Origin of the sequence: Stenotrophomonas sp. AS1 (assembly GCF_048957655.1) — a bacterium.
In the GTDB taxonomy this organism is placed as follows: Bacteria; Pseudomonadota; Gammaproteobacteria; order Xanthomonadales; family Xanthomonadaceae; genus Stenotrophomonas; species Stenotrophomonas bentonitica_A.
The window spans coordinates 352,296-376,701 of sequence record NZ_JARVXM010000006.1; the positions used below are offsets into that span (position 1 = coordinate 352,296).

The window sequence follows — 24,406 nt, forward strand, 5'->3', positions numbered from 1 at the left end:
GCTCAGCCGGACATCCCGATGCGTGCCCTGGCGTTGCGCTTGAGCAGCCAGCGCGCGATCAGCGCCAACAACAGGCAGGCCAGGCCGACGAGGGCGCCGAGCAGCAGCGGGCTCTGCGAGAAGTACCAGCGCAGCCAGGTCAGCGGCGGCAGGTGGCCGACGTAGTAACTCTGGTTGCCGGCCAAGCTGCGCACCTTGTCCTTCTGCAGCAGCACCACGCTGCCCTGGAAATCGCGCAGGCGGTCCGGATCAAACCATGCTTCGAACAGGCGGTTGACCTGGGCCGGGTCGTCGGCCATCACCGCGATCACACTGCGGCCCTTGCGCAGGGGCGACTCGAAGCCCATCAACACGACGTCGCCGGCATCGGGACGCACGGAGACTTCGGCCGTGGTGGGCAGATCGGTGCGGCGCGCATCCGGCGACAGGAACGAGGGCATGCGTTCAAACACCCAGTCCGAGAGCTGCACGCGGCGCGACTGCCCCGCCTCGCCGATCGGCAGGTGCGCCGCCCATTCGCCGAACAGCGGCTGGCTGCGGCGCGAGCCGAGCACCACCAGGTCCTGGTCGGCGTGCTCGCCGACCTGGCGCGCGGCGATGATGCGGTTGCGCAGCGCCGGGTAGCCGGTCGAGGCACCCATGCGGCCGAGCAGGGTCAGCACATTGCCGACGTCATCGGCGTTGGGGTTGTCCGGCAGTACCAGCACGGTCTCGGACAGATCGGCCAGGCGCGTGAACGGGTAACCGGCGTTGCCAAAGGCGGCCAGGTTGGGCATCGCCATGTAATGGTCGAAACCGCTCAGGTCGATGCTGGTGTCGCCATCGATCGCCGCGGAGACATCCGGGAAGGTGTTCTTGCACTCGGCGGCTTGGGGGCGGTCGAAGAAGAAGTGGAAGCGCAGCTGGCTGTTGGACGAGAACGGGCCGGTCGGCAGCATCACCTTCTGCTGGATCGGCATCGCGCCGGGTGCCTTGAGCTTGTTCCACACCATGTCCGAGACCGAGCGCGGTGCCGGCCGACCATTCAACGGAAGGGTGGTAACGAAGGCGTCGTTGATGCTGATGTTCAGCGCCGACTTGTCCGCCCCTTCGGGCAGCGTATAGCGGTAACGCAGGTCCAGTGGAATGCCGTCGCGGCGCCACACGAACAGATCCGGCGGCAGCTGCAGGCCGATGCGGATCAGGTCCGGGTGGTAGCCGACGACGTTCAACTCGCTGGTCTGCCGCACCAGTTCGGACACGCGCACGGGCCGGTCGCTGGGAATCCAGTTCGGCGCGTCGTACGGCTTGCGCGGCGCGATCTCCTTGAAGTCCCCGATGCTTGCGGTCGGGCCGGACAGCGGCGCGCCCAAGGTCAACGCGGTGGCGGCGATGCGCAGTTCGGCATCATCGCGACCCAGCACCAGCAGCAGCTTGCCGTTGGCATCGTTGGGGTTGGCGATCACGGCCAGGGTCGGCCCGCTGATGTCGGGCAGCACCAGGCCGGCCGGTGGATTGCGCGGGGTGGCCACGACCACCGCATTGCCTTCCATGGGCACCGTATCGATGGAGGCCGGGAACAGCGCGCCGCGGTAACCGGCCAGTGCGCCGAACCACGACGACACGATGCCGGCCGACTGCAGCAGGCCCTGCCCCGGCTGGCCGGTGAACACGAACGGGAGTTCCAGCCGGTTGGTGTCGCGTGCGTCGAAGAACGGCACCGGCAGCAGCGACAGATCATTGGTCAGCTGCAGCGGCGCCCAGCCCAGCTCCAGGTAGCTGGCGCTGTCGATGTTGGCCCACAGGCTGGTGTGATCGGGATCTTCGCACTCGCGTGTGTAGTGGCCGATCAACTGCAGGTTGATGCGGTTGTAGTCGATGATCATGCGCGGGTCGATATCGATATCGCGCTCGATCATCCGGCCGGCCTGGTCCACCGGCGTCGGCAGGGTCGCCACGGTGACGTCATTGACGGTCACCTTCAGGTGCGACAGGTCTGGCAGCAGCGCTGGCGAATAGCTGTATTTCAGATGCAGCGATGCGCGGTCCACGACCTGGTCGTTGCGGATCGAGAACGGCACGCCGGCCGTGCCCTGGATGCCGCGCAGGGTGATCTCATAGTCGATGCCGAGCTGCTTGAGCGTGGAGCGGCTCTGCCGGGTCCCTGCAGCCGGCGTGGCGGGCATCATCGCCGCCGGCGCAGCGTCGGCCGGGGTGGTCGCTGGCACGGCAGCGGGCGCTGTCGCGGGCACGGGCGGGCTCTGCGCATAGACCGCCCCGCACAGCAGGGTCAGGGTGAACGCCACCGCTGCGGCGGACGGGCGCGGCAGGCGCACCGGGCGGAACAGGGAACGGTGACGACGGGTCATGCGGAATCTCCGGTGCGCGGCGGCGTGGGGGCATCCTTGCGGCCGCCCGCGAAAACGAACTGGCCCAGGCGGTGGAAGCCGCGCATGCTGGCCTTGAGGACGTCAGTGGTGGAACGCAGGAAGGTGTCGCGGTCGTGGCGGCCCCACAGCTTCACCCAGATGTCGGCACGGGCGAAGGTGGACGTGACCAGCCAGCGCTCCTGCTCCAGGCTCAGCTCACCGAACTGGATGCTGATGCCCTGGTCGTCGCGGTCATGCCGCACTTCGGCCGGCAGCCGCTGGCTGCGCTGGCGATGAGCCAGCTCGACCTCCACGCGCGTGCCCGGCTGCACCGGCTGTGCCTGGTCCAGGCGGATCGCCATGCCACCGGTGGAGAAGTTCAGCGTGCGGCACGGCAGCGCCTGGCCATCAGGCAGGTGCAGCACGGCGCGCATGTTGAGCGGCACCCGGTGCGCGCGGCGGATCTGGCGCTGCTCGCTGGAGGTGGCGATCACCGCCCCGAGCATGATCATGTTGTAGACGGTCCACCCCAGGTTCAACCAGATCGTATTGACCTCGCCACTGGTCTGGGCCATCACCATCCGCACGATGCCGGCGATCACGCCGGCCAGGTTCAACAGCAGCAGCAACAGGTACGGGCGGGCGATCTGCGCATCGAAGTAGCTGCGCTGCACCAGGCCGCCCTTGGCGGTGACGTTGAACTTGCCCAACTTGGGGTTGATCACGGCCATCAGGGTGGGGCGCAGGATGTACCAGGCCAGCGTGGTCTCGTATACCTCGTTCCACAGCAGATGGCGGTGCTTGCCCTGCACGCGCAGGTTGGTCAGGTTGGCCATCACGATGTGCGGCAGCGCGTAGGCGAGGATCATCAGCGCCGAGGCGTGGATGACGTGCGCACCGAAGAACAGGAAGGCCAGTGGCGCGGTCAGGAAGATGATCCGCGGCAGGCCGTAGAAGAAGTGCAGCATCGCGTTGGTGTAGCAGAGCCGCTGCACGAAGCTCAGGCCCTTGCCGAACATCGGGTTGTCCACCCGCAGGATCTGCGCCATGCCGCGTGCCCAGCGGATGCGCTGGCCGACGTGCGCCGACAGGCTCTCGGTGGCCAGGCCGGCCGCCTGCGGCACGGGGATGTAGGCGCTGCGGTAGCCGGCACGGTGCAGGCGGATGGCGGTATGCGCATCCTCGGTCACCGTCTCGATCGCCACACCGCCCACTTCCTCCAGCGGGGCACGCTTGATCACGGCGCAGGAACCGCAGAAGAAGGTCGCATTCCACTGGTCGTTGCCGTCCTGCAGCAGGCCGTAGAACAGCTCGCCCTCGTTGGGCACGCGGCCGAAGTTGCCCAGGTTGCGTTCGAACGGATCGGCCGAGAAGAAGTAGTGCGGGGTCTGCACCACCGCCATCTTCTCGTCATGAAGGAACCAGCCCATCGACATCTGCAGGAACGAGCGGGTCGGCATGTGGTCGCAGTCGAAGATCGCCACGTACTCGCCACTGGTCTTCTTCAACGCCGCATTGATGTTGCCGGCCTTGGCGTGGTTGTTGTTGGTACGGGTGATGTACTGCACCCCGACTTCTTCGCAGAACGCGCGGAACTCGTCGCGGCGGCCGTCATCGAGCAGGTAGATGTTGAGCTTGTCGGCCGGCCAGTCCAGCACGGTCGCGGCGAGCACGGTGGTACGCACCACCGAAAGCGGCTCGTTGTACGTGGGGATCAACACGTCCACGCTCGGCCACAGCGACTGGTCTTCGGGCAGCGGCATCGGCTTGCGATGCAGCGGCCATGCCACCTGGAAGTAGCCCAGCACCAGCACGATGAAGGAGTACACCTCGGCGGCCACCAGGCCCAGGCCCAGGGTGAGGTCGACGAAGCTGCTCATGCCCATGGTGTCGGTCAGGCGCCAGTACATGTAGCGCGTGGACATCACCAGCGACAGCCCCATCAGCACCAGCGGGATCAACCGGTTCTCGCGGTTGCGCAGGCACAGGGCGATCAGGAACACCACGGCCGAGAACAGGAACTGCTGGCCGATCTCCATCGGGACGGTAACCACAAAGGCCAGCAGCACGGCGCCGCCGACCGCCAGCGCGAGCAGCGCCAGGCGGGCCAGAATGGCATCCCCTCTCGGGGTGGATGACTTGCTCATGATGTTCCCCCAACACGGCCGCAGATCGCGGCATCCCCTTGCATCAGCCGGTCCCGTTGCCGCACCCGGCTGGGCGCGACGGACGATCACCGACTACGTTTCAACCCTGGCGCAGCCGGCTCAGCGGGCTGTGCCCCGGCGTGGCGCTACGTGCCTCCGCCAGGCGCTGGAACAACTGCTCCAGCGGGGTCTTGCGCCCCGGTGCGGCCGTGGCCGGCGTCTCCACGGTGGTCGCCTGGACCGGCGTGGTCACCGACGTGGTCACCGGCGCGAGAGTGACCGCGGGCGGCAGGTTCGTCGCGGCCGGAATCGGCGGCGGCACCTCATCGCGCGGCTTGGCCACCGTGCTCACGCGGGACTGGCTGTGGGAGAAATCCCGGTAAGCGCGCGTGTCATCGCGATCCCCCAGGCGGTTGAAGAGACCAGCCACGTCGTCGTGGCTCTCGGCATCGGCAGGTTGCTGAAACTTGCTCATGGCACCATCGAAAGGGGGAGAGGGTCAGAACACACGCGACAGCGTGTAGGTAGCTACATCGGGATGATCACTCTGCAGATAGCGCACATCCAGCACCGACATCATCCCGGCGGCCCGGAACCACTGGCGGTACACACCTTCCAGAAACCCAGTGTCCCACCCGGCCCGGGCGCCGAGGACGGCTGACAGCGGCGAGGCGGCGTGGTGGATGCGGACCTGTTCGGGGGCTTCCTCGAACACGACCTGCCCCCATTCCGTCGAGGACCACACCGCATTGGCCGCCTGCTGCAGTTCGTCCAGTGTGGCGACCGCCGGCAGCGCATGGTCACGGCCGAAGCGCTCACCGATACGCGCCATCAACCGCGACAGTTCGGCATCGGGCAACGCACTGTCGAACTCTTCGCAGAGCGCCAGCAGGAAGCCGCGCCACTGGCGTGAGCACGCGTGGGTCCGGTAGTAATCGAGCAATGCTGATGACTTCATGTGGAAAGCCTAGACGAACCACGATGCAGAGGCGGTATACGGGCAATTACCGGCATCGATGTCGGTCAAAAGTGTGAACTACGCCTCACAATATTGTGGCACATCTGGCTTTCCTGCATAGCGAGCGCCCTGCGTCGCTTCCTGACCCGCCGCGTCACCCGCCACCGCTTCGCTGAACGGATGTGCGTACCGGGCCGCCCCGGCGCCGGAGCCGGACGGCGGCCAAGGGTGCCACCCGGTGCCGGGGTCAGGCCTCGGCCGGCAGCTCGAACACCTGCCGCAGGTAGGCCAGGTACCCCGGGTCATCGCACATGCTCTTGCCGGGCGAGTCGCTCAGCTTGGCGACCGGCTGGCCGTTGCAGCGGACCATCTTGATCACGATGTTGAGCGGGGTCGGGCCCAGGTCGTTGGTCAGGTGGGTGCCCACCCCGAAGGCCACCTGGCAGCGGCCGCGGAAATAATCGAACAGCTGCATGACCTTTTCGATGTTCAGCCCGTCGCTGAAGACCAGCACCTTGCTGCGCGGGTCCACGCGGCGGCTGTGGAAGTGCGCCAGCATGCGGTCGCCCCAGGTGAAGGGGTCGCCGGAATCATGCCGGACGCCATCGAACAGCTTGCAGAAATACATGTCGAAGTCGCGCAGGAAGGCCTCCAGGCCGACCACATCGGACAGCGCGATGCCCAGGTCGCCGCGGTACTCGCGTGCCCACGATTCCAGCGCCGCCACCTGCGAATCGCGCAGACGCGGGCCGAGCGCCTGGAAGGCCTGCAGGTACTCGTGGGCCATGGTGCCGTGCGGGGTCATGCCGTACAGGCGGGCGAAGTGCACGTTGCTGGTGCCTACGAACTGCGCGCCCAGCGCATCGCGCAGCATCGGCAGCATGCGCCCGTGCCACTCGCGCGAGTAGCGCCGGCGGCTGCCGTAATCGGCGATCCGGCACAGCTCGAAACCGGGCGTATCGCGCAGCAGCGCGGTCTTGGCCTGCAGGCGGCGCTCGCCCTCGCTGAAGTCCGAATCGGTGGTATTGCGGAACCAGACCTCGTTGATGATCGCCAGCAGCGGCACCTCGAACAGGATGGTGTGCAGCCAGGGGCCGGTGATGTCCAGCTCGATCTCACCCGGGACGGTGGCCGAGGGGCGCAGCGCGATGTACTTGCGGTCCAGGTGGAACAGGCCGAGGAAATCGGCGAAGTCCGGTTTGACGAAACGCAGGCCGCGCACGTAGTCCAGCTCTTCGGGGCTGAAGCGCAGGCTGCACAGGTGGTCGATCTCGGCGTTGATCTGGTCGATGAACTGCGCCAGGTCGATGCCTGGGGTCCGGCACTTGAACCGGTACTGCACCTGCGCGCCGGGGTACTGATGCAGCACCGCCTGCATCATGGTGAATTTGTACAGGTCGGTGTCGAGCAGGGACTGGATGATCATGCAGGGGATTATGCGCCTGCCAGGGGGTCCGACCAACGCCCGGCCCCCTCGGGATGGAATGCGTTCACGGCACGCATCGCGCCTGGGCGCATGCGGTGCGCGGGCGCTACCGGCGGCGCAGCAGGCGCGGGACCTGCACCAGCGCGTGCGCCCAGATCGCGCCCCACACCGCGCAACGCACCGGCCAGGCACGCTGTGGTGCCTCGAATTTCTGGAAGTACCGCCACAACCCGCGATGCTTGTGCCACTCCACGAAGAATGGCCGCGAGCGGCTGGAGACGCCGCGGACATGGGTGACCTGCAGGTCGTTGGCGATCGCGATCACCGCGCCGGCCTCACGCGCGCGGCGGCACAGGTCCAGGTCCTCGGCGTGCAGGCGATAGCCGGCATCCCAGCCGCCGATCCGCTCGAACAGCGCACGCGGCATCAGCAGCAGCGCGCCGGACAGGGCCGGCACGACCTGAAGCGGCTGGCGGCGATCGACCGGGATCGCCAGCTTGCCGCCCTGCCCCGGGCGGCGCAGCATCGCGGCGAAATCCGGGTCACGGCGGCGCACCGCATCGTCCGGGCGGCCGTCTTCGTCGACCTGTTCCACGCCCAGCAGGCAGTCGCCCAGCGGCAGCGCGCGTTCGCGCAACAGGGCCAGGGTATCGGGACCGACCATCAGGTCCGGATTGATGAAGGCCAGCCACGGTGCCTGGCTGTCGGCCACGCCCTGGTTGTTGGCGGCGGCGAATCCGGGGTTGTCCGGGTTGGCGATGAAGCGCACCCGCGGATCGGCGCTGGCGTGGCGCTGCACGATCTCCAGGGTGCCATCGGTGGAATCGTTGTCGACCACGCGGATCTCGGCGATGTCGCGCGCCTCGCGCAGGCGCAGCAGGCAGGCATCCAGCGTGCTGGCGCTCTGGTAGCTGACGATGATGGCGGCGATGGCAGGACTCAAACGGGCGGCTCCGGGGCGGCAGTGACAGGCGGCGCGAACAGATCGCCCTGCGCCTTGGGCATTATCGCCTGCCGGTGATGCTGCTGCAGATCGTGGCGTGCCTGCTGCAGTGGATCAGCCATCAGGAAGCCCGCCAACCGCGGCGGCCAACCGGGCCAGCGCGTGGCGAGCGCGTCCATGTCGCCCTCGCCGGTCACGCCTTCGGCCACGCGGGCGACGAAGGCGGTCTCGCACAGCGCGTTGCGCCAGCCAAGCCCGGCCATGCGCAGGCTCAGGTCGATCAGCGCGGCATTCCACGAGGCATAGCTGTGCATGTCCAGCCCGCCGGCCCTGCGCCGCGCATTGCCGCGCAACAGCACTGCATGGGTCACGGCACACGGCAACTCCGGATGCAGCGGCGGCATCGCCGCGCAGGCCTGCGCCAACGGGGCCAGATCCAGGTCATCCGGTAATGGGTTGATTTCCCCCAGGCGCGGCCAGGCCGCCGTCTCGCCGGCGTTGCACCACGGCGTGGCCGAGCCGATCGAGGCATCGCGGGCCAGGCAGGCCTGCAGCTGCTGCAGCCAGCCCGGTGCCGGAATCGCGTCCGGCGCCAGCACCACCACATCGGCCCCGGCGCAGGCAGCCAGCATTTCATCCAGATGGGCCACTTCGCCGATGGCGCGGGCACGGCGGGTGTACTCGGCCTGCAGCGGGGTGTGCGTGAGCCAGTGCTCGATCACGGCCTGGGCCCGCGGCCCGGCCTGGCCATCATCGGCCAGCCAGATGGCGGTCCCCGGCGCGGTACCGGCGTCCAGGGCAGCCAGGCAACGGTCCAGCGCGGCATCGTCGACCCCGATCGGCAGCAGGACGACCGTGCTCATGCGGACCTCTGCGTACTGCCGTCTTCGCCGTGTCGCTGTGTCATCGCGGGCTCCCCTGGGCGGGGCCAGCGTAGCAAGATCGGCCCCTGCGGTGACAGCCGGGGCCGGGCAGCACTCAGCGCTTGCCCTTGTGCTCGGGGAACGGCTCCATCGCGCGGAAGCGGCTGCTGTACTCGTCGGTCAGGTTGCGCGACTCCTGCGCGTTGCGCACGATGGTCGGGGTCAGCAGCACGATCACTTCGGAACGCCCGGACTTCTTCGTCTTGCTGCCGAACAGCGCCCCGATGACCGGGATCCTGCTCAGGCCAGGCACACCATTGGCGCCATCATCGTCGGAATTGGTGATCAGCCCGGCAAGCATGATGGTGTCGCCACTCTGCACGGCCGCTTCGGTGGAGATCTTGCGGGTATTGATCGGCGGGTTGCAGGTGGTGCGGGTCGGGTCGCAGCCGCTCGGGATCGCGCCGGCCGAACTCACCTCCTGCACGATATCCAGAAACACCACGCCATCGCGGGTGATGCGTGGGCGCACCTTGAGGATCACGCCGGTGTCCAGGTACTGGACCTGGCTGTAGGTGTTGTCGCCGCCGATGCCGGTATTGACCGAGACCGAGTTGATCGGGATCTGGGTGCCGACGTTGAGGGTGGCTTCGGCGTTGTTGCGCACGAACAGCGACGGCGTCTGCAGCAGCCGCAGGTTGCTGACCTTGTCCAGTGCGCTGACCACGGCGGCGGCATTCTTGCCGAGGAAGGTCCAGCCCACCCCGCCATCGCCGACGGTGCCGGAGATGCTGCCCCAGATCGAGCGACCCAGAGCACTGGGCAGGTCGATGCCACTCTCGGTCTTGCCGGTGGTCACGGCCTGTTCGAAGAACCAGTTCACGCCGTAGCTGAGGTCGCCGGTCAGCGCGACCTCGGCGACCTGCGCTTCGATGTGCACCTGCATCGGCATCACGTCGAGCTTCTCGATCACTTCGCGGATCGAGCGCCAGGCCTGCGGGGTGGAGCGCACCAGCAGGGTGTTGGTTTCCTCCACCGCCGAGACGCCGACCGTATCGCCCTGCACTTCCAGGCTGAAGCTGGCGTTGCCGGACTGGCGCTGCGGCAGGTTCATCGTGCCATCGCCCAGCCCGCCGCGGCTGCTCCCCGTGCTGCTGCCGGTGTTGGAAAAATTGCCGTTGGTGTTGTTGTTGCCATCGCGGCTGCCGATATCCATCGGCGAGGCGCCCGGCGCCAGCGAACTGCTGCCACGGCCACTGCGGCCATTCTCGTTGGCGAAGGCTTCGGCCAGGCGTTCGGCCAGGTCCTTGGCCTTGACGTAACGCAGTTCATAGGAGAACAGCCGCGCATTGCCGCCGGCGGTATCGATGCGGTCCAGCCACTGCTGGATCTGGTCCAGGTAGCGCGCCTGCGGGGTGATCACCAACACCGCATTGGCATTCTCCAGCGGCAGGAAGCGGAACATGCCGGCGCTGGGCGTCTTGCTCTCCTCGCCGAACACTTTCTCCAGATCGGCGGCAACCTGTTCGGCCTTGCCGGACTGGATCGGGAACACGCCCACGGACATGCCCGAGAGCCAGTCCACGTCGAAGATCTCCACCGTGCGCAGGTAGTTCTCCAGCTCGCTGCGGGTGCCGCCGAGGGTGATCACGTTGCGGCCGTTGTCGACGTTGACGATGGCATTCGGGCGCGCGTACGGCTCCAGCACCTTCTTCATTTCGGTGGCCGAGATGTACTGCAGCGGCACCACGCGCACTTCGAAGCCGCGCGCATTGGCCGGCGACGCCGTGCTCGGCGAGACCGTACCGGCCAGTGCCTGGTCGGCGGGCACGATGTTGTAGCGGCCGGCGCTGTAGACCATGCGCGCGTTGTTCCAGCCCAGCACCATTTCCAGCAGGTTCAACGCCTGCGCCGAGGAAACCGGCTTGGGCGTGGCCAGGGTCACGGTGCCCTGCACGCCCGGCGCGATCACGTAGTTCTGGCCCAGGAAGTCACCGAGGATCGCCTTGACCACCGCGTGCACCGATTCGCCTTCGAAGTTGAAGGTGGCGTTGCCGGTGGAGGCATTGCCCAGCGACGGTTGCGGCGCGGCCGCGGCACTGCGGTTGATCATGGTGCCGGTGCCACGGCGGATCACCGCCTGCGGGGTGCCGGCGCTGCCCAGCGGCTCGGCCTCGACGCCTTCACGGGATCCGTCGCCGGCGACCACCTGGTGGCTGTCGAGCACCGCATCGCGGCGTACCTCGGGCGCGGGCACGGTGGTGCAGCCCACCAGCAGGGCGACAAGGAAAGACACGGGAAAAAGGCGCAGGGTCATGCTGTCACTCTAAGGGTTGTGGCCGGAGCCGCCCGCGGGCGGTTGCTGCGACTGCTGCTGTTGTTGTTGCTGTTGCTGCTGCAATTGCTGGCGACGCGCCTGGATGCGCTCGCGGATCGCCTTCATGTCGGCTTCGCTGGGACCCTGCGCGTTCTGCGGGGGGGCCCCCGCATTCGATGGCGTCGCTGCCTGCGGCGCAGGTGATGCGCCCGGCGCCGGTGCGAGCATCGCTGCGGCGCCATTGATCGGGCGCGCGCCGGCACCGGCCGGAGGCACCGCGGTGAGCGGCGTAGCGCCCAGCACCGTCGGTGGTTCACCGCCCTGCCCATTGAACACAGGCAATTCCAGGACCTGCGTGCCACCGGGGCCACTGACGGTGGCGCGGCGCGGTTCCAGCGCCAGCAGCTGCCAGCCGTTCACCGCTTCACCATTCAGGCGCAGTCGCAGCGACTGGCGCTGGTCGGTGGTCAGGATCGCCATCCCGAAACCCGGTGTAAGCAGCACGCCGGTCAGTGACACGCTGCTGGCGGTGCCCTGTTCGGTGCCACCGAGCAGGTACGGGCGCGGTTGGCGATCTTCGGCGAACAGCGGGCGGGCGCCGATCTGGGCATAGGTGCTGGCCGAGCTCATCCGCTCGGGCGCGGCGGGAGCCAGGTGGGGCAGCGGCGCAGGGCCCATATCGCCGTCCGTGGCCGGCGCGATGCGCTGGCCCAGGCCGAACAGCGTGGCGATCCAGATCGCCAGCGCCCACAGGGCGATGCCGCCCAGCCACCAGGTCCGCAGGCCAGCTGCTTCAAGCTTCATGCTGGGCCTCCCCGGCAGCGTCGGGTGCGGGCGCGGGCTCGGCTGCATCGCTGGGTGGGGCCGCATCCGGGCCAACGTCCTGCCCGCCGTCCTGCCCGGACGGCGGTGGCAGTGGGGCCGGCGCGGGTGCGTCAGGCGCCAGCGCTGCGCCGGGGCGCAGATGACCGACCAGTTCGAAGGACACATCCAGGCCGGTGCCGGTTTCGCTGGGCGACTGCTGGAAGCGCTGCGCGAGCAGGTTGAGGTTCTCCACGAACAGGCGCGGGCTGCCGGTCTCCAGTGTGTGCAGCACGGCCGCCATTTCCGGCACGCCGCAGCGCAGGCGCACCTGCAGGGCCACACGCGGGAAAGCAGCCTCGCGGTTGGCATCGGGCAGCGGGGTGCGATTGCTGATCGTGCAGCTGCGGTTACCCGGGCTGGCCGACGCCACCGCATCCTGCAGGCGGCTGGAGAGCGCCGCGGCGGCCGATTCGGCAGTGGCCTCGCGCAGGAAGCCGGGGCGGCCCTCGAGGGCGGCCTGCACCTCGCGCAGCTGGGCGGCGATCTGCCCGCGCTGCGCCAGCTGCGCATCCACGCGCTGTTGGCGCTCCTGCACGGCGGCGATGTCGGCATTGATCGCCAGCAGGGGGCGGGTCAACCACGGGTGCACGAGCACCAGGTATGCCACGGCGATCACCGCCAGCAGCAGGCCCAGCGCGAGCCAGCGATCACGGCGCGTCGGTTGTGCTGCCATCGGCAACCTCCTTCGCGGGCGGGGCCGCACCGGGCAGCGGCTGCAGCTCGGCCGTCAGCGTGAAACGGTCGCGGCCGCTGGTTGCCCCATCGGCCTGCAGCACGCCGGTCAGGTTGACCTTGCGCCACAGCGGCGAGTCCTGCAGCAGCGGCACCAGCTGCGAGGCTTCGCGGCTGAGCCCGATCAACTGCAGTGTGTTGCCATCGATCGAGAGTTTTTCCAGATAGGTGCCATCGGGCAGCAGGCGGGTCAGCTCGTTCCAAAGTTCCACGGTACTGGCGTGCTCGCCGCGCCGGCCTTCCAGGAACGCGGCGCCTTCGACCAGGCTCTGCAACTGCTGGCGCTCGGCCGCGACCCGGCGCGCATCACGCGCGGCGTCATCCACCTGCGCGCGCAGCTGGTCCGCCGCGGCCTGGCGGTTGTCCAGCAGCTGGTGGCCGGCCAACGCGAGCAGCACGATCGTGCTCGCGGCCAGGAGCCAGTTCCAGCGTGCCATCGGGTCGCGATAGGGCTGCCGCTGCGCCAGCGGCAGCAGGTTGACGTCGAGCGGCCGGCCAGCGGCATCCGCTGCATCGACGCCGGCCACCGCCTGTGCCCATGGCCCGGCCTGCTGCGCCCACTGGTCCAGCTGCGCGCGCGGGATCACCACCAGCTCGACCTGCAGCTGGCCATCCGGCAAGGCGCCGAGCTCGCGCACGTCATAGCTGACCTGGCTGGCATCGAACGGGGTCTGCCGATCGATTTCGAATCCGACCACATCGCGCAACCGCTCGGCGGCGGCCGCCGGCAAGCGCAGCGGACGGCGCAGCACGCTCCCGACCGGCAGCAACCAGTGCCGGGGCAGGCTGCGCAGGCGCGCATCGAGCACGCCATCGAGCGCGGCGGGCGGGACGGGCCACGGCAGCTCCGCGATGGCCTCGATCTGCTCGCCGGTCTGTCGCTGCAGGCGCAGTACCTCGCCCTCGTGCAGCAGCAGCAGGCGCGAACGCGACCAGCCCATCGCCCATTGCCACCGCACCGGCAGCCAGGCCAGCAACGACTGCCGCCACCAGCGCAGGCTGCTGCCCACGCCGGGCGACACGCGCCCGCGGGCCCGCACCAGACTGTCACGCCATGCCGTCATCTTGCTGCCATTCCCTGTTCCCAGCGAAGTACTGTGTATGCCGTTCCCGGCGTGCCTGCCGACCCCATCCTCACCACGGCGCGCAGTACCGATACCCGGCCGCGTTCGTCTGTGGCGCGACTCTCGATACTATAGGTGCCACTGCCACCTGCAAGCGGCGCGACCGGCAATCCAGCTTCATCAGCGGCAGCCGCCCGTTCGCGTTCGGCCAGCAGGCGCTCTGCATCCAGCCCCAGTGCGGTCAGCACCGGGCCTGCGGCAACGCGCGGGTCAGGCCGTGCCTGGCGGCTGTACAGGGTCAGCATCGGCTCGATCCGCGCATACAGGTCCGCCTCCATGCCGAGCACGCGCTGCAGCTCGCCGACCGTCTCATAGCGCGCGTTGCGTGCGCCGTAGGGCAGCCCGGCGGCGAGGTAATCGGGCGTCTCCGCGCCGCCACCGGGCTGTTTGAGGCTGTCCGCGTCACGCCAGTCGACGATGGCGCCGGCCAACTGCTGGGCGCGCCCGGGCTCCTCCCCCATCGCACGCAGGAACGCGTTGAGCAGGCTCACGTCAGCCAGGTTCAGATTGATCTTGCCGTTTTCATCGAGGATCGTCAGATCGATCCGGCGCGTATCGAACGTCCACCGGTAGCGGCGGCCATCGGCAACCCAGGCCGGTTGGGCGGCACGCGGCTGCAGGCGGTGCAGCGCGTACTCCAGCCCTGCGCGCGCGTACTCCTGCCCGATGGCATCGTCACCGATCACGCGCTGCTGCATATGCTCCACGCGCGCGCTCAGGGCGAACGCGCCGACCACCGCGGTCAGCAGGGCGATCAGCCACAACACCAGGACGAGCGCGGCGCCACGTACCGGCCTCATGGGCGATCCCCACGTGACGGTGGCAGTGCGGCGATCATCGGCGGCCAGGCCGGCCCCTGCAGCGGCACGATCTCGATCGAGACCAGCAACGGCAGGCGGCGGGTGTCATCCCAGCGGTCCAGCCACGGCGTCAACTGACCGGTGCGCGGGTCGGTGCCGCGATAACGGAAGCGCACCTCGCGCAGCTGATCGGCCAGCATTTCCGGCGGGCGTGGCGGATCTTCCTCGATCGCCTCGCCGTTCTGCAGCAGGGTCAGCGCGACCTCAAGCTGCTCGGCGCCCGCCGCGTGGCGGACCTGCAGCTCGTGTGCATACGGCCCGCCGCGACCCAGATAGCCCGGCAGATCCGAGACGAACAGCATGCGCTGCGGCTCGCCCATGAAATACACCGGATCGCGGGTCGGGTCCGGCGGGGTGGTCGCGATCACCAGTGCAGTGGACAGGCGCCGCCGCAGGAAACCTTCCACCGCGCGCATGCGCTCGTTCTGCGCGGCCATGCGCTCGCCGCGTTGGCTGATCGCCATGGCCGAACGCACGGTGGCGAAGGCCAACGCCAGGCCGCCGACGAGCAAGGCGGTCGCCAGCAGGATTTCGATCAGGGTGAAGCCGGCGGCCCGGCGTGCGCGTGCTGTCATCGTGGTGCGCCCGGCACCGGCGGCAACAGGCGCAGGCTGCGCCATTGCAGCTGCTCGCCATTGCCCTCGCCCCAGCGTACCTGCAGGGTGATCTGTGCCAGGGTCGGGCCGCCAAGGTCCACCGTGACCGGACCGGTAGCGCTGCGGGGCTCCTGGTAGGGCGCCACCTGCAGTTGCCAGCGGTACCTGCCCTGCTCCCACTCTCCCTGCGTGCTGCCTTCCTGCAAGGGGCTTTCCACCCCCGTGCTGGCCAGCAATGATTGCGCATACAGTGTCGCGCGGCTGCGCACGTCGGCCTGCCCGACCTGGCGCGCCGCGCCGGACAGACTGCCCAGCAGCAGGGTCAGCGCAAGCGCCAGCAGCGCGAAGGCGATGATCACCTCCAGCAGCGAGTAGCCACGCTGGCGCTTCATCGGCCCTCCCGGCGCGGGCCGGCACGCACTTCGCCGGTGATCCAGCCCACGTGGATGTCCCACGCTGCGCCCCGCGTGCTCACTTCGATGGTGCCGCCACTGGCGGCGCCGTCGGCGAAGAAGGCGATCGCGCCCTGCCCGGGTGCGGCACCAAGCTGGCCGGCGCCACGGAACCGTACATCCAACGCGGCCGGAATCTGCCCGTGGCGGCCGTTGGCCGCCTGCCACGTCCGCGCACGCGGGTCGATCACGAAGCGCTGGGTCTGCCCGGTAGCGATCGCCTGGGTACGCGTGTAACGCAGCTGGGTGGCGATTTCCTTGCCGGCATTGCGCAGGCGCATGCCGTCGATGCCGCCGTTCATCGCGGTGGCGGTGACCACGCCGATGATGGCGATCAGCGCGACCACCAGCAGCATTTCCAGCAACGACAGGCCACGCGCATGCATGCCCGTGGGCACGCGGCGCGGCGGTCTGCTCGGCATGGACCACAGTGCTCCCAATGCCGATTACTCGTACCGGATGTCCGCGTCGTAACTGCTGCCGCCCACCTTGCCATCCTTGCCCAGGCTGATCAGGTCGTACGGCTGGCCTTCGCCCGGGACGCGGTACTCCAGCGCGTGGCCCCACGGGTCGTTGAGATCGGCCGGCTTGGCGTACGGACCGAGCCAGCCGGCACTGCCGCTGGGCTGGGTGACCAGATCCTCCAGCTTGGCCGGCAGCTTGCCGGTGTCCAGCTGGTAGTTGTCGATCTTTCCGGCCATGGTCTGCACCTGCGCCTTGGCGATGTTGGCCTTGCCGCGGTCGGCGCCGCCGAGCACTCGGCTGCCGACCAGGGTCAGCACCGCGCCGATCAGCACGATGACGATGATGATTTCCAGCAGGCTCATGCCGGACTGGTGGCGCGCGGAAGAGAAGCGGGACAGGCGGCGGCGTTGCATGTGGCAGGCTCCTTGCATCGAATCGTAGGGGTGTTGACCAGCGGCCGGTCAGCCGATGGCATTGGTCAGGTCGTACAGCGGCACCAGCACGGCCACGATCACCAGGCCGACCACCGAGGCCAGCACCAGGGTGATCACCGGCACCAGTGCCGACAGCAGACGGTCGATCGCGCGCGCGCTTTCCTGCTCGAACGTATCGGCGGTCTTGAGCAGCATCGTATCCAGCGCACCGGATTCCTCGCCGACCTGGATCATCTGCAGTGCCAGCCGCGGAAACCGCTTGCCCCGCGACAGCGAGGCCGACAGCCCGTTGCCATTCTTGACCTCGTCGCTGGCGGCATCCACGTCGGCAGCCAGCGCGCGGTTGCTCAACACATTGCGCGCGATGCCCAGGCCGGACAGCAGTGGCACGCCGTTGCGCAGCAGCGTGCCCAGCGTGCGGGCCAGGCGTGCGGTCTCCAGCTTGCCCAGCAGCGGGCCGATGCCTTTGCGCTGCAGCAGCCAGCCATCCACGGCCAGACGCGCGGCCGGTTGCCGCAGCCGCCGCTCCACCACCAGCGCGATCACGGCCGGCACCACGATCATGATGAGCCAGCCTTCGCGCACCACCAGCCCGGCGGTGAGCACCCACTGGGTGAACCAGGGCAGCGCGACATCCAGGCTCTCGTACATCAGCGCGAACTGCGGCACGACGTAACCCAGCAGGAACAGCAGCGCACCGCCAACTACCGCCAGCAGGATCGCCGGGTAGATCAGCGCGTTGATCACGCGCCCTTTCAGCTCGGCGCTGCGCTCAAGGTAATCCGACAGCCGCTGCAGGGTGTCGTGCAGGCTGCCGCCGGCCTCACCGGCGCGCACCATGTTGATGTACAGCCGGGAGAACAATCCGTGCTGGCGTTCCAGCGCGGTCGAGAGTGGTGCGCCACCGCGCACGATGTCGCGGATGTCGGTGATGACGCGGCGGGTACGCTCGTCTTCGGGCAGTTCCAGCAGGATGCTCAGCGCGCGGTCCAGCGGCTGGCCGGCACCGAGCAGCGTGGCCAGCTGCTGGGTGAACTGCACCAGCGCGCCGCCATCGAACGGCTTGCGGCGCAGCAGCGCCAGCCACGACGACGCCCCAGCGACACCCTCGCTGGCCAGACGTGCCTCCATCGGCATGTGGCCCTGGTCCTGCAACCGCGCGGCGACCTCCGCTTCGCTGGCTGCCTCCATCTGGCCATCGAACAGTTCGCCGTGGGCATTGAGCGCCTTGTAGCGGTACTGGGGCATGCTCAGCCGCCCACCCGGTGTTGGCCGCCGGCACGCATCAGGCATCCTCCGTCACGCGCAGCACTTCTTCCAGCGTGGTGTGGCCCTGCAGGGCTTTGGACAGCCCGTCTTCGTACATGGTGCGCATGCCCGCGGCACGCGCGATCTGCTCGATCTCGCCCATCCCGGCCCGACGCATCACCGCACTGCGCAGCGCATCGTTCATCACCAGGAATTCCACGATGGTGGTCCGACCCAGGTATCCGGTCGGTGCGATCGCCGAGGGCTGCGCGCGATACAGGAAAATCTCGCCCTCTGGCTGCAGCCGGCGCAGGCCGAATTTCTCGATCTCTTCGGGCGATGCGCGATAGCGCTGGGCGTGCTGGGGCTCCAGCCTGCGCACCAGGCGCTGGGCCAGGATGCCGTTGATGGTGGAGGTGAGCAGATAATCTTCCACGCCCATGTCGAGCAGGCGGGTGATGCCGCCAGCGGCGTTGTTGGTGTGCAGCGTGGACAGCACCAGGTGGCCGGTGAGCGCGGACTGGATCGCGATGCGCGCGGTTTCCAGGTCGCGCATTTCACCGATCATGATGATGTCCGGGTCCTGGCGCACGATGCTGCGCAGCGCATTGGCGAAATCCAGCCCGATCTGCGGCTTGGCCTGGATCTGGTTGATGCCTTCGATCTGGTACTCCACCGGATCTTCGACGGTGATGATCTTGACGTCGGCGGTATTGAGCTGGCTCAGCGCGGTGTACAGCGTGGTGGTCTTGCCCGAACCGGTCGGGCCGGTGACCAGCAGGATGCCGTGTGGCTGTTCCAGCACCTTGCGGAACTGCGGCAGGAACGCCTCGGTGAACCCCAACCGATGGAAATCGAACACAACGGTGTCGCGGTCGAGCAGACGCATTACCACGCTTTCGCCGTGCGCGGTCGGTACGCTGCTCACGCGCAGGTCCAGTTCCTTGCCCTGCACGCGCAGCATGATGCGGCCGTCCTGCGGCAGGCGACGTTCGGCGATGTTGAGCCGCGCCATGATCTTGATGCGGCTGATCACCGCAGCGGTGAGATTCACCGGCGGGCTTTCCCCTTCGATCAGCACGCCGTCTACGCGGTAGCGCACCTTCAGGCGATTCTCGAACGGTTCGATATGAATATCGGAGGCGCGCAGTTCCACTGCCCGCTGGATCACGAGGTTGACCAGCCGGATCACCGGCGCTTCGGACGCCAGGTCGCGCAGGTGTTCGATGTCGTCGACCGCCGCACCTTCACCGTCCGCGGTTTCGATGATCGCGCCCATCGCGCTGCGGCCCTGGCCGAACCAGCGCTCGATCAGATCATCGATTTCCGAGCGCAGGCCGACATGCAGGCGGACCGGCAGCGCCATCGCCAGCTGCACGGCGTCGGCCGCATACGGGTCCTGTGGGTCGGACAGCCACAGATCCAGCGCGTCGTCCTGCAATGCGAGGGGGCAGACATGAAACTGCTTGAGGAATCGCACCGTCAGCGGCAGCCCGTCCAGCAGCGCTTCGGGCGGCGATTCCGGCACGGCCTTGGCGTCGAGCAGCGGCAGCCCGAGAACCTCGGCGCAGGTCTGTGCATGGTCGCGCTCTGATACCAGCCCCAGGCGGACCAGCAGGCCGAGCAGGCTGCCACCGGATTCACGGTGCAGCGGACGCGCGCGGGCCAGATCGCTGTCCTTGAGCCGACCTTTCTCCAGCAATACCCCGACGATGCGGGATTCAGCGGTGGATTCTGCAGTGGGGTCCTGGGCAACCGCGTTCAAGAAGCTTCTCCTGGCAACCGCTGCGACTTTAGCAGTTCACCGCGATCGTACGCGGGATTCCACACCGTCCAGATGCAAAAACGGGAGCCCGTCACATGACGGACTCCCGTGGCGTTTTACCCGTATTACTGGTTGGCGAGAATGCTCACGCCGCTGAACGCGGACTCGCCCACCACCTTGATGTAATACGTTCCGGCCACCGGTGCGGTGAAGCGCACGGTTTCACTGTTGCCCGGCCGGGTGGACTTGGCATCGAACGCGGTCGCGGTGGGCTCCTTGCCCTGGCTCACATACACCGAGACGTTGCCGCTGCCGCCGTAGGTGAGCAGGCTCAGTACCTTGCCGGCCTGCGCCTCGAAGCTGTAAAGCACTTCGCTGCCACCGGCGCCGCTCAGGCCGCCCACGGCGACCTTGTTGGTCAGCGGGGTCGCCACCGGACCGCAGTTCTCGGTGCACTCTTCTTCCAGCGCCTTGTCCAGGGCCGCCTTGGCATCGACGATGCCGGTGCCGATCGGGGTGGCGGTCGGGATGGTCACCGGGAACGCCCGCGCGGTCTGCTTGAGCAGTGCTTCCAGTGCGGCCGGGGTGAGCGGATCCTTGCCGGCCGCGGCGACCGCGCCCTGCACCAGCGCCGCCACCGCCGCAACGTGCGGAGAGGCCATCGAGGTACCGGCCATGCCCATGTAGCTGTAGGCACCGGAGGTCGGCGTGGTCAAGCCGTTGTAGCCGGACTGCCACACGTAACCGCCCGGGTTGCCGTCCACGCTGCCGCCACCGCCCGGGCCGGACAGATCCACGACCGGGCCGAAGTTGGAGTAGTAGGCGATGCCGCCGGTGATGCGGGTGGCGCCGACCGCCACCACGTTGGCGCAGCTGGCCGGCCGGAAGTTGGCCGCGTTGGAGGCCGAGTTGCCGGCGGCGACCACCACGGTGGTGCCCCGCGATACCGCACCGTTGATGGCATCCTGGTAGAGCGCATCGCATGCGCCACCACCGCCCAGGCTCATGTTGATGACCTCGGCCGGGTTGGCATTGGCCGGGACGCCGGCTACGGTGCCGCCGGAGGCCCAGGTGATCGCATCGGCGATGTCGGAGAGGTAGCCGCCGCACTTGCCGAGCACGCGCACCGGCAGCACGCGGGCCTTGTACGCGACGCCTGCCATGCCGACGCCATTGTTGGTGGACTCGGCGATGGTTCCTGCCACGTGGGTGCCGTGCCAGGAACTGTCATCGGCCAGCGAGCCGGCATAGCATTCGTTGTCGTTCTCCACCCAGTCACCGTAATCCAGCGCGCCGGGCACGCGGTCATCGGTGGCGCGGCGGGAGGTTTCCGCGTCGCTGATGAAGTCGTAGCCTTCCAGCAGATTGCCGGAGAAGTCCGGATGCTGCGGCAGGATGCCGGTATCGAGCACCGCCACCACCACGCCTTCGCCCTGGGCGATGTCCCACGCGGCCGGCGCATTGATGCCGCCGGTAGCGCTGTTCAGATGCCACTGGTACTGCGCGTAGTACGGATCGTTCGGCACCAGCTGCGGGGTCGCGTCGCGCGGGCGCACATCGGTGCGCTGCAGCTTCACGTCCACTTCTGCGTACTGCACGGACGGATCGGCCTTGATCTCGGCCAGCACCTTCTGCAGTTCGGCCGGGCTCAGACGGCCCTGCAGGCGGATCAGATCGGCACCGACACCGAGCTTGCGCACGATCTGCGGGTTCACCGCGCTGGCACGCCCGGCGGCGGAGCCACCGACACTGGCGCGGGCGACCGCCGACTGCACGGCCGTCAGCTTGGCCGAACGATCCGTGGCCGCGGCACTGCCGGGGCGGTACTTGACGATGATGCGCTCTGCGCCCTGGGCGGCAGCCGGCTGGCGCACCGGCTCCTTGGCCGGCAGGCCCGCGGCATAGGCGCTGGCGCCTGCGGACAACGACAGCACGGCGGCTGCCAGCACATTGATGCGAAGGTTCTGCTTACTGGTCACGTTGACGTCCTCTTCAAGGTCATGGATCAAACGACTGTTCAGGCCAACACTCCATGCGAGCTCCCTGGCCGGCCCTGGCCAGGGTTCCCGTGACCCGCCCCCTCAGGCCTTGCATTGCGTAGCGGCGGGGCCGCGCACGGCCCCGCGTTGACACGGCTTACCAGCCAAAGCCGGCACCCACGCCGACCGAGCTGTCATCACTGCTGAAGGCACCGCCCAGGGTCACCGTGGCGCGCTCGCTGAGCGCACGCTGGTAGCCCAGCGACAGGGCCGATTCGCCGCCCTGGAAACCGACGCCGACACCGACGCGGTTCTGGGTGCGCACGCCGGCGGCGCTGGTGGCCATGTTGAGCATCGCCGCGCTCATCGCGCCCTGGCGATCGATGCGGCGGTCCTGGTGACGCAGGCGCTGGTCGATCTCGCCCTTGTAGATGTCGAAGCTGTCGGCCATCGAGGTGAAGCGCTGGTCGGTGTAGCTGTTGGCGGTCGCGATGCCGCCATCCAGCTGGCCTTTGTTGACCGCATCGGTGGCCTGCGTACCGGCCGCGACGTTGGCGACCTGTCGCTCGTTGCCGACGCTGCCGACCGAGACGGTGTCGGCACGATCGGCGACCGAGCCCTGGCCCAGCGCCACCGAGTTGGCCGCCGAGGCGGTCGCACCCTGGCCGATGGCCGTGGCCGAGGCCCCGCTGGCCACGGCACCGTCACCCATCGCCACCGCGTTGACGGGGGAAGGTGCGGCGGCCGGCGCGTTGATCGGCTGACTGCTGCCGACACTTGCAGCGGTCGGCGCACCCTGCACGTTGGCGACGGCGGTTTCGCTGGCAGCGCTGATGACGCTGGCCTCCTGCACAGCGCTGGTGTCCGCTGCGACGCTGGCAGTCGCCAGCGAGGCAGTCCGTGCACGTGCACTGCCACTACTGCCACCGGCAACACGCTGATCGAGGTCGCTGACCTTGCGGTCCAGCGCACCCAGTGCATCACCTACGTTGCTGTACGTCGCGCCCTGGATCACATAGTTCGGCGCAACGAACACGCCCTGCATGCCGACGCTGGCCCCGCCGCCGAGGAAGGTGGCGACATCGGTGAGCGACTGGAACAACTGCCCACCGTTGATCGCCTGGCGGCTGCCGGACGCGATCGAACCGCTGCCGACGTTGTCCAGCGTGGTGCCCTGCAGACCCGAGAGGGTGAGCGTGTCGCGGCTGCTGTCGTCGTAGGTCAGCGCATTGGCGGTGACGTTCTCGACCGAGCCGATCCGGGTGTCGATGTCACCGACCTGGGTTTCCACCGCACCCACGCGCTGGTTGGTGGTGTTGAGCTGGCCGCCGGTCACCGCATCGGTGCTGCCCGCCGCGATGCGACCAGCACCCACGTTGACGATGCGGCGCGTGGCCGGGCCATCGGTGCCGTTGCCGCCACCGACCGAGACCACATTGGCTTCGACCGCGCGCGAGCCGGCGCCCAAGGCCACCGCGTTGGCACCGGAGACGCCTGCCGCCGACCCGATCGCGATGCTGTTGGCCCCGTTGCTGGCGAACGCCCCGTTGCCGATCGCCACGCCGTTGGTGGCATTGGTGGAGGCCTGGCGACCGAGCACCGTACTGTTGGCACCGCGTGCCGAGGCATCGGCACCGACCGCGGTGGCGCCAGTGGCCGAGGCGACCGCCGCGGTACCCAGCGCGCTGCTGCGGGTGGCACTGGCGGTGGCACCGGAACCGGCGGCAAGCGCATCACTGCCACTGGCCGTGGCCACGCCGCTGCCGCTGGCCTGGAAGTGCTTGCCGACCGCATCGGCCGTGGCAGCGACCGAATCCAGCTGCGACTTGGTCACCGCGTCACTGGCATTGACCGCATCTCCGACATTGGTGATGCGCCGCGTCGCCGGGCCGGTGGTGCCGTTACCGCCACCGACCGAGACCACGTTGGCTTCGCTGGTGCGGGCACCGGCGCCGAGCGCGACGCTGCCGGCACCACTGGCCGACGAACTGGTGCCCAGTGCGGTGGCATTGATGCCGCTGTAGGCATAGCTGTCCTGGCCGATGGCGGTGGACCCCTGCGAGGTCGCCCAGGCCAGCTGCCCGACCGCCGTGGTGCGTGCCGCGGTTGCCCAGGCGTTGGAACCGGCAGCCACACTGTTGTCGCCGCTGGCCTGTGATGCGTAGCCGATCGCATTGGCGTAGCTGCCCGAGGCGGCGCTGCCCCAGCCCAGTGCGGAGGCGTAATCGCCACTGGCTTCGGCCCCGTAGCCCAACGCCGTGGTGCGCGCGCCGCTGGCCGCGCTGAACGTACCGACGGCGGTGCTGTAGTCACTGCCGGCTTCGGCGCTGTAGCCGAAGGCCGAGGACTGCAGCCCGGCCGCCGTGGCACCGGCACCGGTCGCAGTGCTGAAGCTTCCGTCGGCCTGCGCCCCCGCACCGAGCGCGGTGGCACCGACGGCGCTGGCGCTGGTGGCCTTGTCGAGCAACACGTTGCCGTTCTCATCTTCGTAATACAACGCACCACCGATGGCGGTCGCCGAGTCGGCCGTGGCCGAGGCGTTGAAGCCCGACGCAGAGGCGTGGCGCCCCGACGCCAGCGCGCCGCTGCCGTAGGCCGAGGCCCCGGTACCGAACGCATTGGCCGCCTCACCCGCCGCAGTGGCATACGCCCCGTCGACGAAGCTGCCGACGTCATCGCCGTTGCCGCTGCCCGAGGCCTGGAAGAACCGGCTGGTGGTTTCGGCCACATCGGCGACCGCACTGAGCTGATCGACGTTCACCGCGTCGGTGCCTTCCGTACCAGCGGCAACGTTGGTGATCTGCCGCTGCGCGGTGGCGGTGCCGACCGAGACCGAGTTGTCGCGATCCGCGGTGGAACCGGCGCCGAGCGCAACACTGTTCACG

General features: G+C 68.6%; 20 protein-coding genes and 1 pseudogene. All 21 read right to left on the minus strand.

Going from position 1 to position 24,406, the window contains the following annotated elements:
- Nucleotides 1-2: 2 nt before the first annotated feature.
- Complete coding sequence (gene bcsB, locus PV764_RS10575) at nt 3-2,348, minus strand: cellulose biosynthesis cyclic di-GMP-binding regulatory protein BcsB (protein WP_200899493.1); 2,346 nt, start codon at nt 2,346-2,348, stop codon at nt 3-5.
- Nucleotides 2,345-4,495 (minus strand): UDP-forming cellulose synthase catalytic subunit, encoded by a 2,151-nt coding sequence (gene bcsA, locus PV764_RS10580; protein ID WP_019182528.1) that lies wholly within the window; start codon nt 4,493-4,495, stop codon nt 2,345-2,347. The genes bcsB and bcsA overlap by 4 nt, the downstream gene beginning before the upstream one ends.
- A gap of 100 nt (nt 4,496-4,595) precedes the next feature.
- Complete coding sequence (locus PV764_RS10585) at nt 4,596-4,970, minus strand: hypothetical protein (RefSeq protein ID WP_046272739.1); 375 nt, start codon at nt 4,968-4,970, stop codon at nt 4,596-4,598.
- A 24-nt stretch (nt 4,971-4,994) separates the two neighbouring features.
- A complete protein-coding gene (gene bcsD, locus PV764_RS10590) occupies nt 4,995-5,453 on the minus strand; it encodes a cellulose biosynthesis protein BcsD (RefSeq protein ID WP_026069674.1) in 459 nt (152 codons plus the stop codon).
- 247 nt (nt 5,454-5,700) lie between these two features.
- A complete protein-coding gene (gene pncB / locus PV764_RS10595; RefSeq protein WP_019182531.1) occupies nt 5,701-6,879 on the minus strand; it encodes a nicotinate phosphoribosyltransferase in 1,179 nt (392 codons plus the stop codon).
- Between the two features lie 106 nt (nt 6,880-6,985).
- Nucleotides 6,986-7,822 (minus strand): glycosyltransferase family 2 protein, encoded by an 837-nt coding sequence (locus PV764_RS10600; protein ID WP_284128378.1) that lies wholly within the window; start codon nt 7,820-7,822, stop codon nt 6,986-6,988.
- Nucleotides 7,819-8,685, minus strand: a complete 867-nt coding sequence (locus PV764_RS10605; protein ID WP_261997659.1) for a glycosyltransferase family 2 protein — start codon at nt 8,683-8,685, stop codon at nt 7,819-7,821. Before PV764_RS10605 ends, PV764_RS10600 begins: the two co-directional genes overlap by 4 nt.
- 115 nt (nt 8,686-8,800) lie before the next feature.
- Nucleotides 8,801-11,002 carry a type II secretion system secretin GspD gene (gene gspD, locus PV764_RS10610; RefSeq protein ID WP_070471697.1) on the minus strand — a complete coding sequence of 734 codons (2,202 nt, stop codon included), beginning with the start codon at nt 11,000-11,002 and terminating at the stop codon, nt 8,801-8,803.
- Between the two features lie 9 nt (nt 11,003-11,011).
- Nucleotides 11,012-11,806 carry a hypothetical protein gene (locus PV764_RS10615; protein WP_421116575.1) on the minus strand — a complete coding sequence of 265 codons (795 nt, stop codon included), beginning with the start codon at nt 11,804-11,806 and terminating at the stop codon, nt 11,012-11,014.
- Complete coding sequence (gspM, locus tag PV764_RS10620) at nt 11,796-12,539, minus strand: type II secretion system protein GspM (RefSeq protein ID WP_019182536.1); 744 nt, start codon at nt 12,537-12,539, stop codon at nt 11,796-11,798. The genes PV764_RS10615 and gspM overlap by 11 nt, the downstream gene beginning before the upstream one ends.
- Nucleotides 12,514-13,662 (minus strand): PilN domain-containing protein, encoded by a 1,149-nt coding sequence (locus PV764_RS10625; RefSeq protein WP_421116576.1) that lies wholly within the window; start codon nt 13,660-13,662, stop codon nt 12,514-12,516. Before PV764_RS10625 ends, gspM begins: the two co-directional genes overlap by 26 nt.
- Nucleotides 13,659-14,522, minus strand: coding sequence for a general secretion pathway protein GspK (locus PV764_RS10630; RefSeq protein WP_046272732.1), 864 nt, complete (start codon nt 14,520-14,522; stop codon nt 13,659-13,661). The genes PV764_RS10625 and PV764_RS10630 overlap by 4 nt, the downstream gene beginning before the upstream one ends.
- Nucleotides 14,519-15,157 (minus strand): type II secretion system protein J, encoded by a 639-nt coding sequence (locus tag PV764_RS10635; RefSeq protein WP_026069676.1) that lies wholly within the window; start codon nt 15,155-15,157, stop codon nt 14,519-14,521. Before PV764_RS10635 ends, PV764_RS10630 begins: the two co-directional genes overlap by 4 nt.
- A complete protein-coding gene (xpsI, locus tag PV764_RS10640; protein WP_046272731.1) occupies nt 15,154-15,570 on the minus strand; it encodes a type II secretion system protein XpsI in 417 nt (138 codons plus the stop codon). Before xpsI ends, PV764_RS10635 begins: the two co-directional genes overlap by 4 nt.
- On the minus strand, nt 15,567-16,052 hold the full coding sequence (gene xpsH / locus PV764_RS10645; RefSeq protein ID WP_102789000.1) for a type II secretion system protein XpsH: 486 nt from the start codon (nt 16,050-16,052) through the stop codon (nt 15,567-15,569). The genes xpsI and xpsH overlap by 4 nt, the downstream gene beginning before the upstream one ends.
- Before the next feature lie 24 nt (nt 16,053-16,076).
- Entirely contained in the window at nt 16,077-16,508 is a 432-nt protein-coding gene (gene gspG, locus PV764_RS10650) for a type II secretion system major pseudopilin GspG (protein ID WP_421116577.1), read from the minus strand.
- 48 nt (nt 16,509-16,556) lie between these two features.
- Nucleotides 16,557-17,777, minus strand: coding sequence for a type II secretion system protein XpsF (gene xpsF, locus PV764_RS10655; RefSeq protein WP_343312272.1), 1,221 nt, complete (start codon nt 17,775-17,777; stop codon nt 16,557-16,559).
- A gap of 37 nt (nt 17,778-17,814) precedes the next feature.
- Complete coding sequence (gspE, locus tag PV764_RS10660) at nt 17,815-19,542, minus strand: type II secretion system ATPase GspE (protein WP_019182544.1); 1,728 nt, start codon at nt 19,540-19,542, stop codon at nt 17,815-17,817.
- Between the two features lie 125 nt (nt 19,543-19,667).
- Nucleotides 19,668-21,521, minus strand: coding sequence for a S8 family peptidase (locus PV764_RS10665; RefSeq protein WP_026069677.1), 1,854 nt, complete (start codon nt 21,519-21,521; stop codon nt 19,668-19,670).
- A gap of 157 nt (nt 21,522-21,678) precedes the next feature.
- Nucleotides 21,679-23,565 carry a YadA family autotransporter adhesin gene (locus PV764_RS10670; RefSeq protein WP_421116662.1) on the minus strand — a complete coding sequence of 629 codons (1,887 nt, stop codon included), beginning with the start codon at nt 23,563-23,565 and terminating at the stop codon, nt 21,679-21,681.
- Nucleotides 23,563-24,381 (minus strand): annotated as a pseudogene (locus PV764_RS10675) (cell surface protein); the annotation flags it as partial. The gene PV764_RS10670 and the pseudogene PV764_RS10675, both read right to left, overlap by 3 nt.
- Between the last annotated feature and the right edge of the window lie 25 nt (nt 24,382-24,406).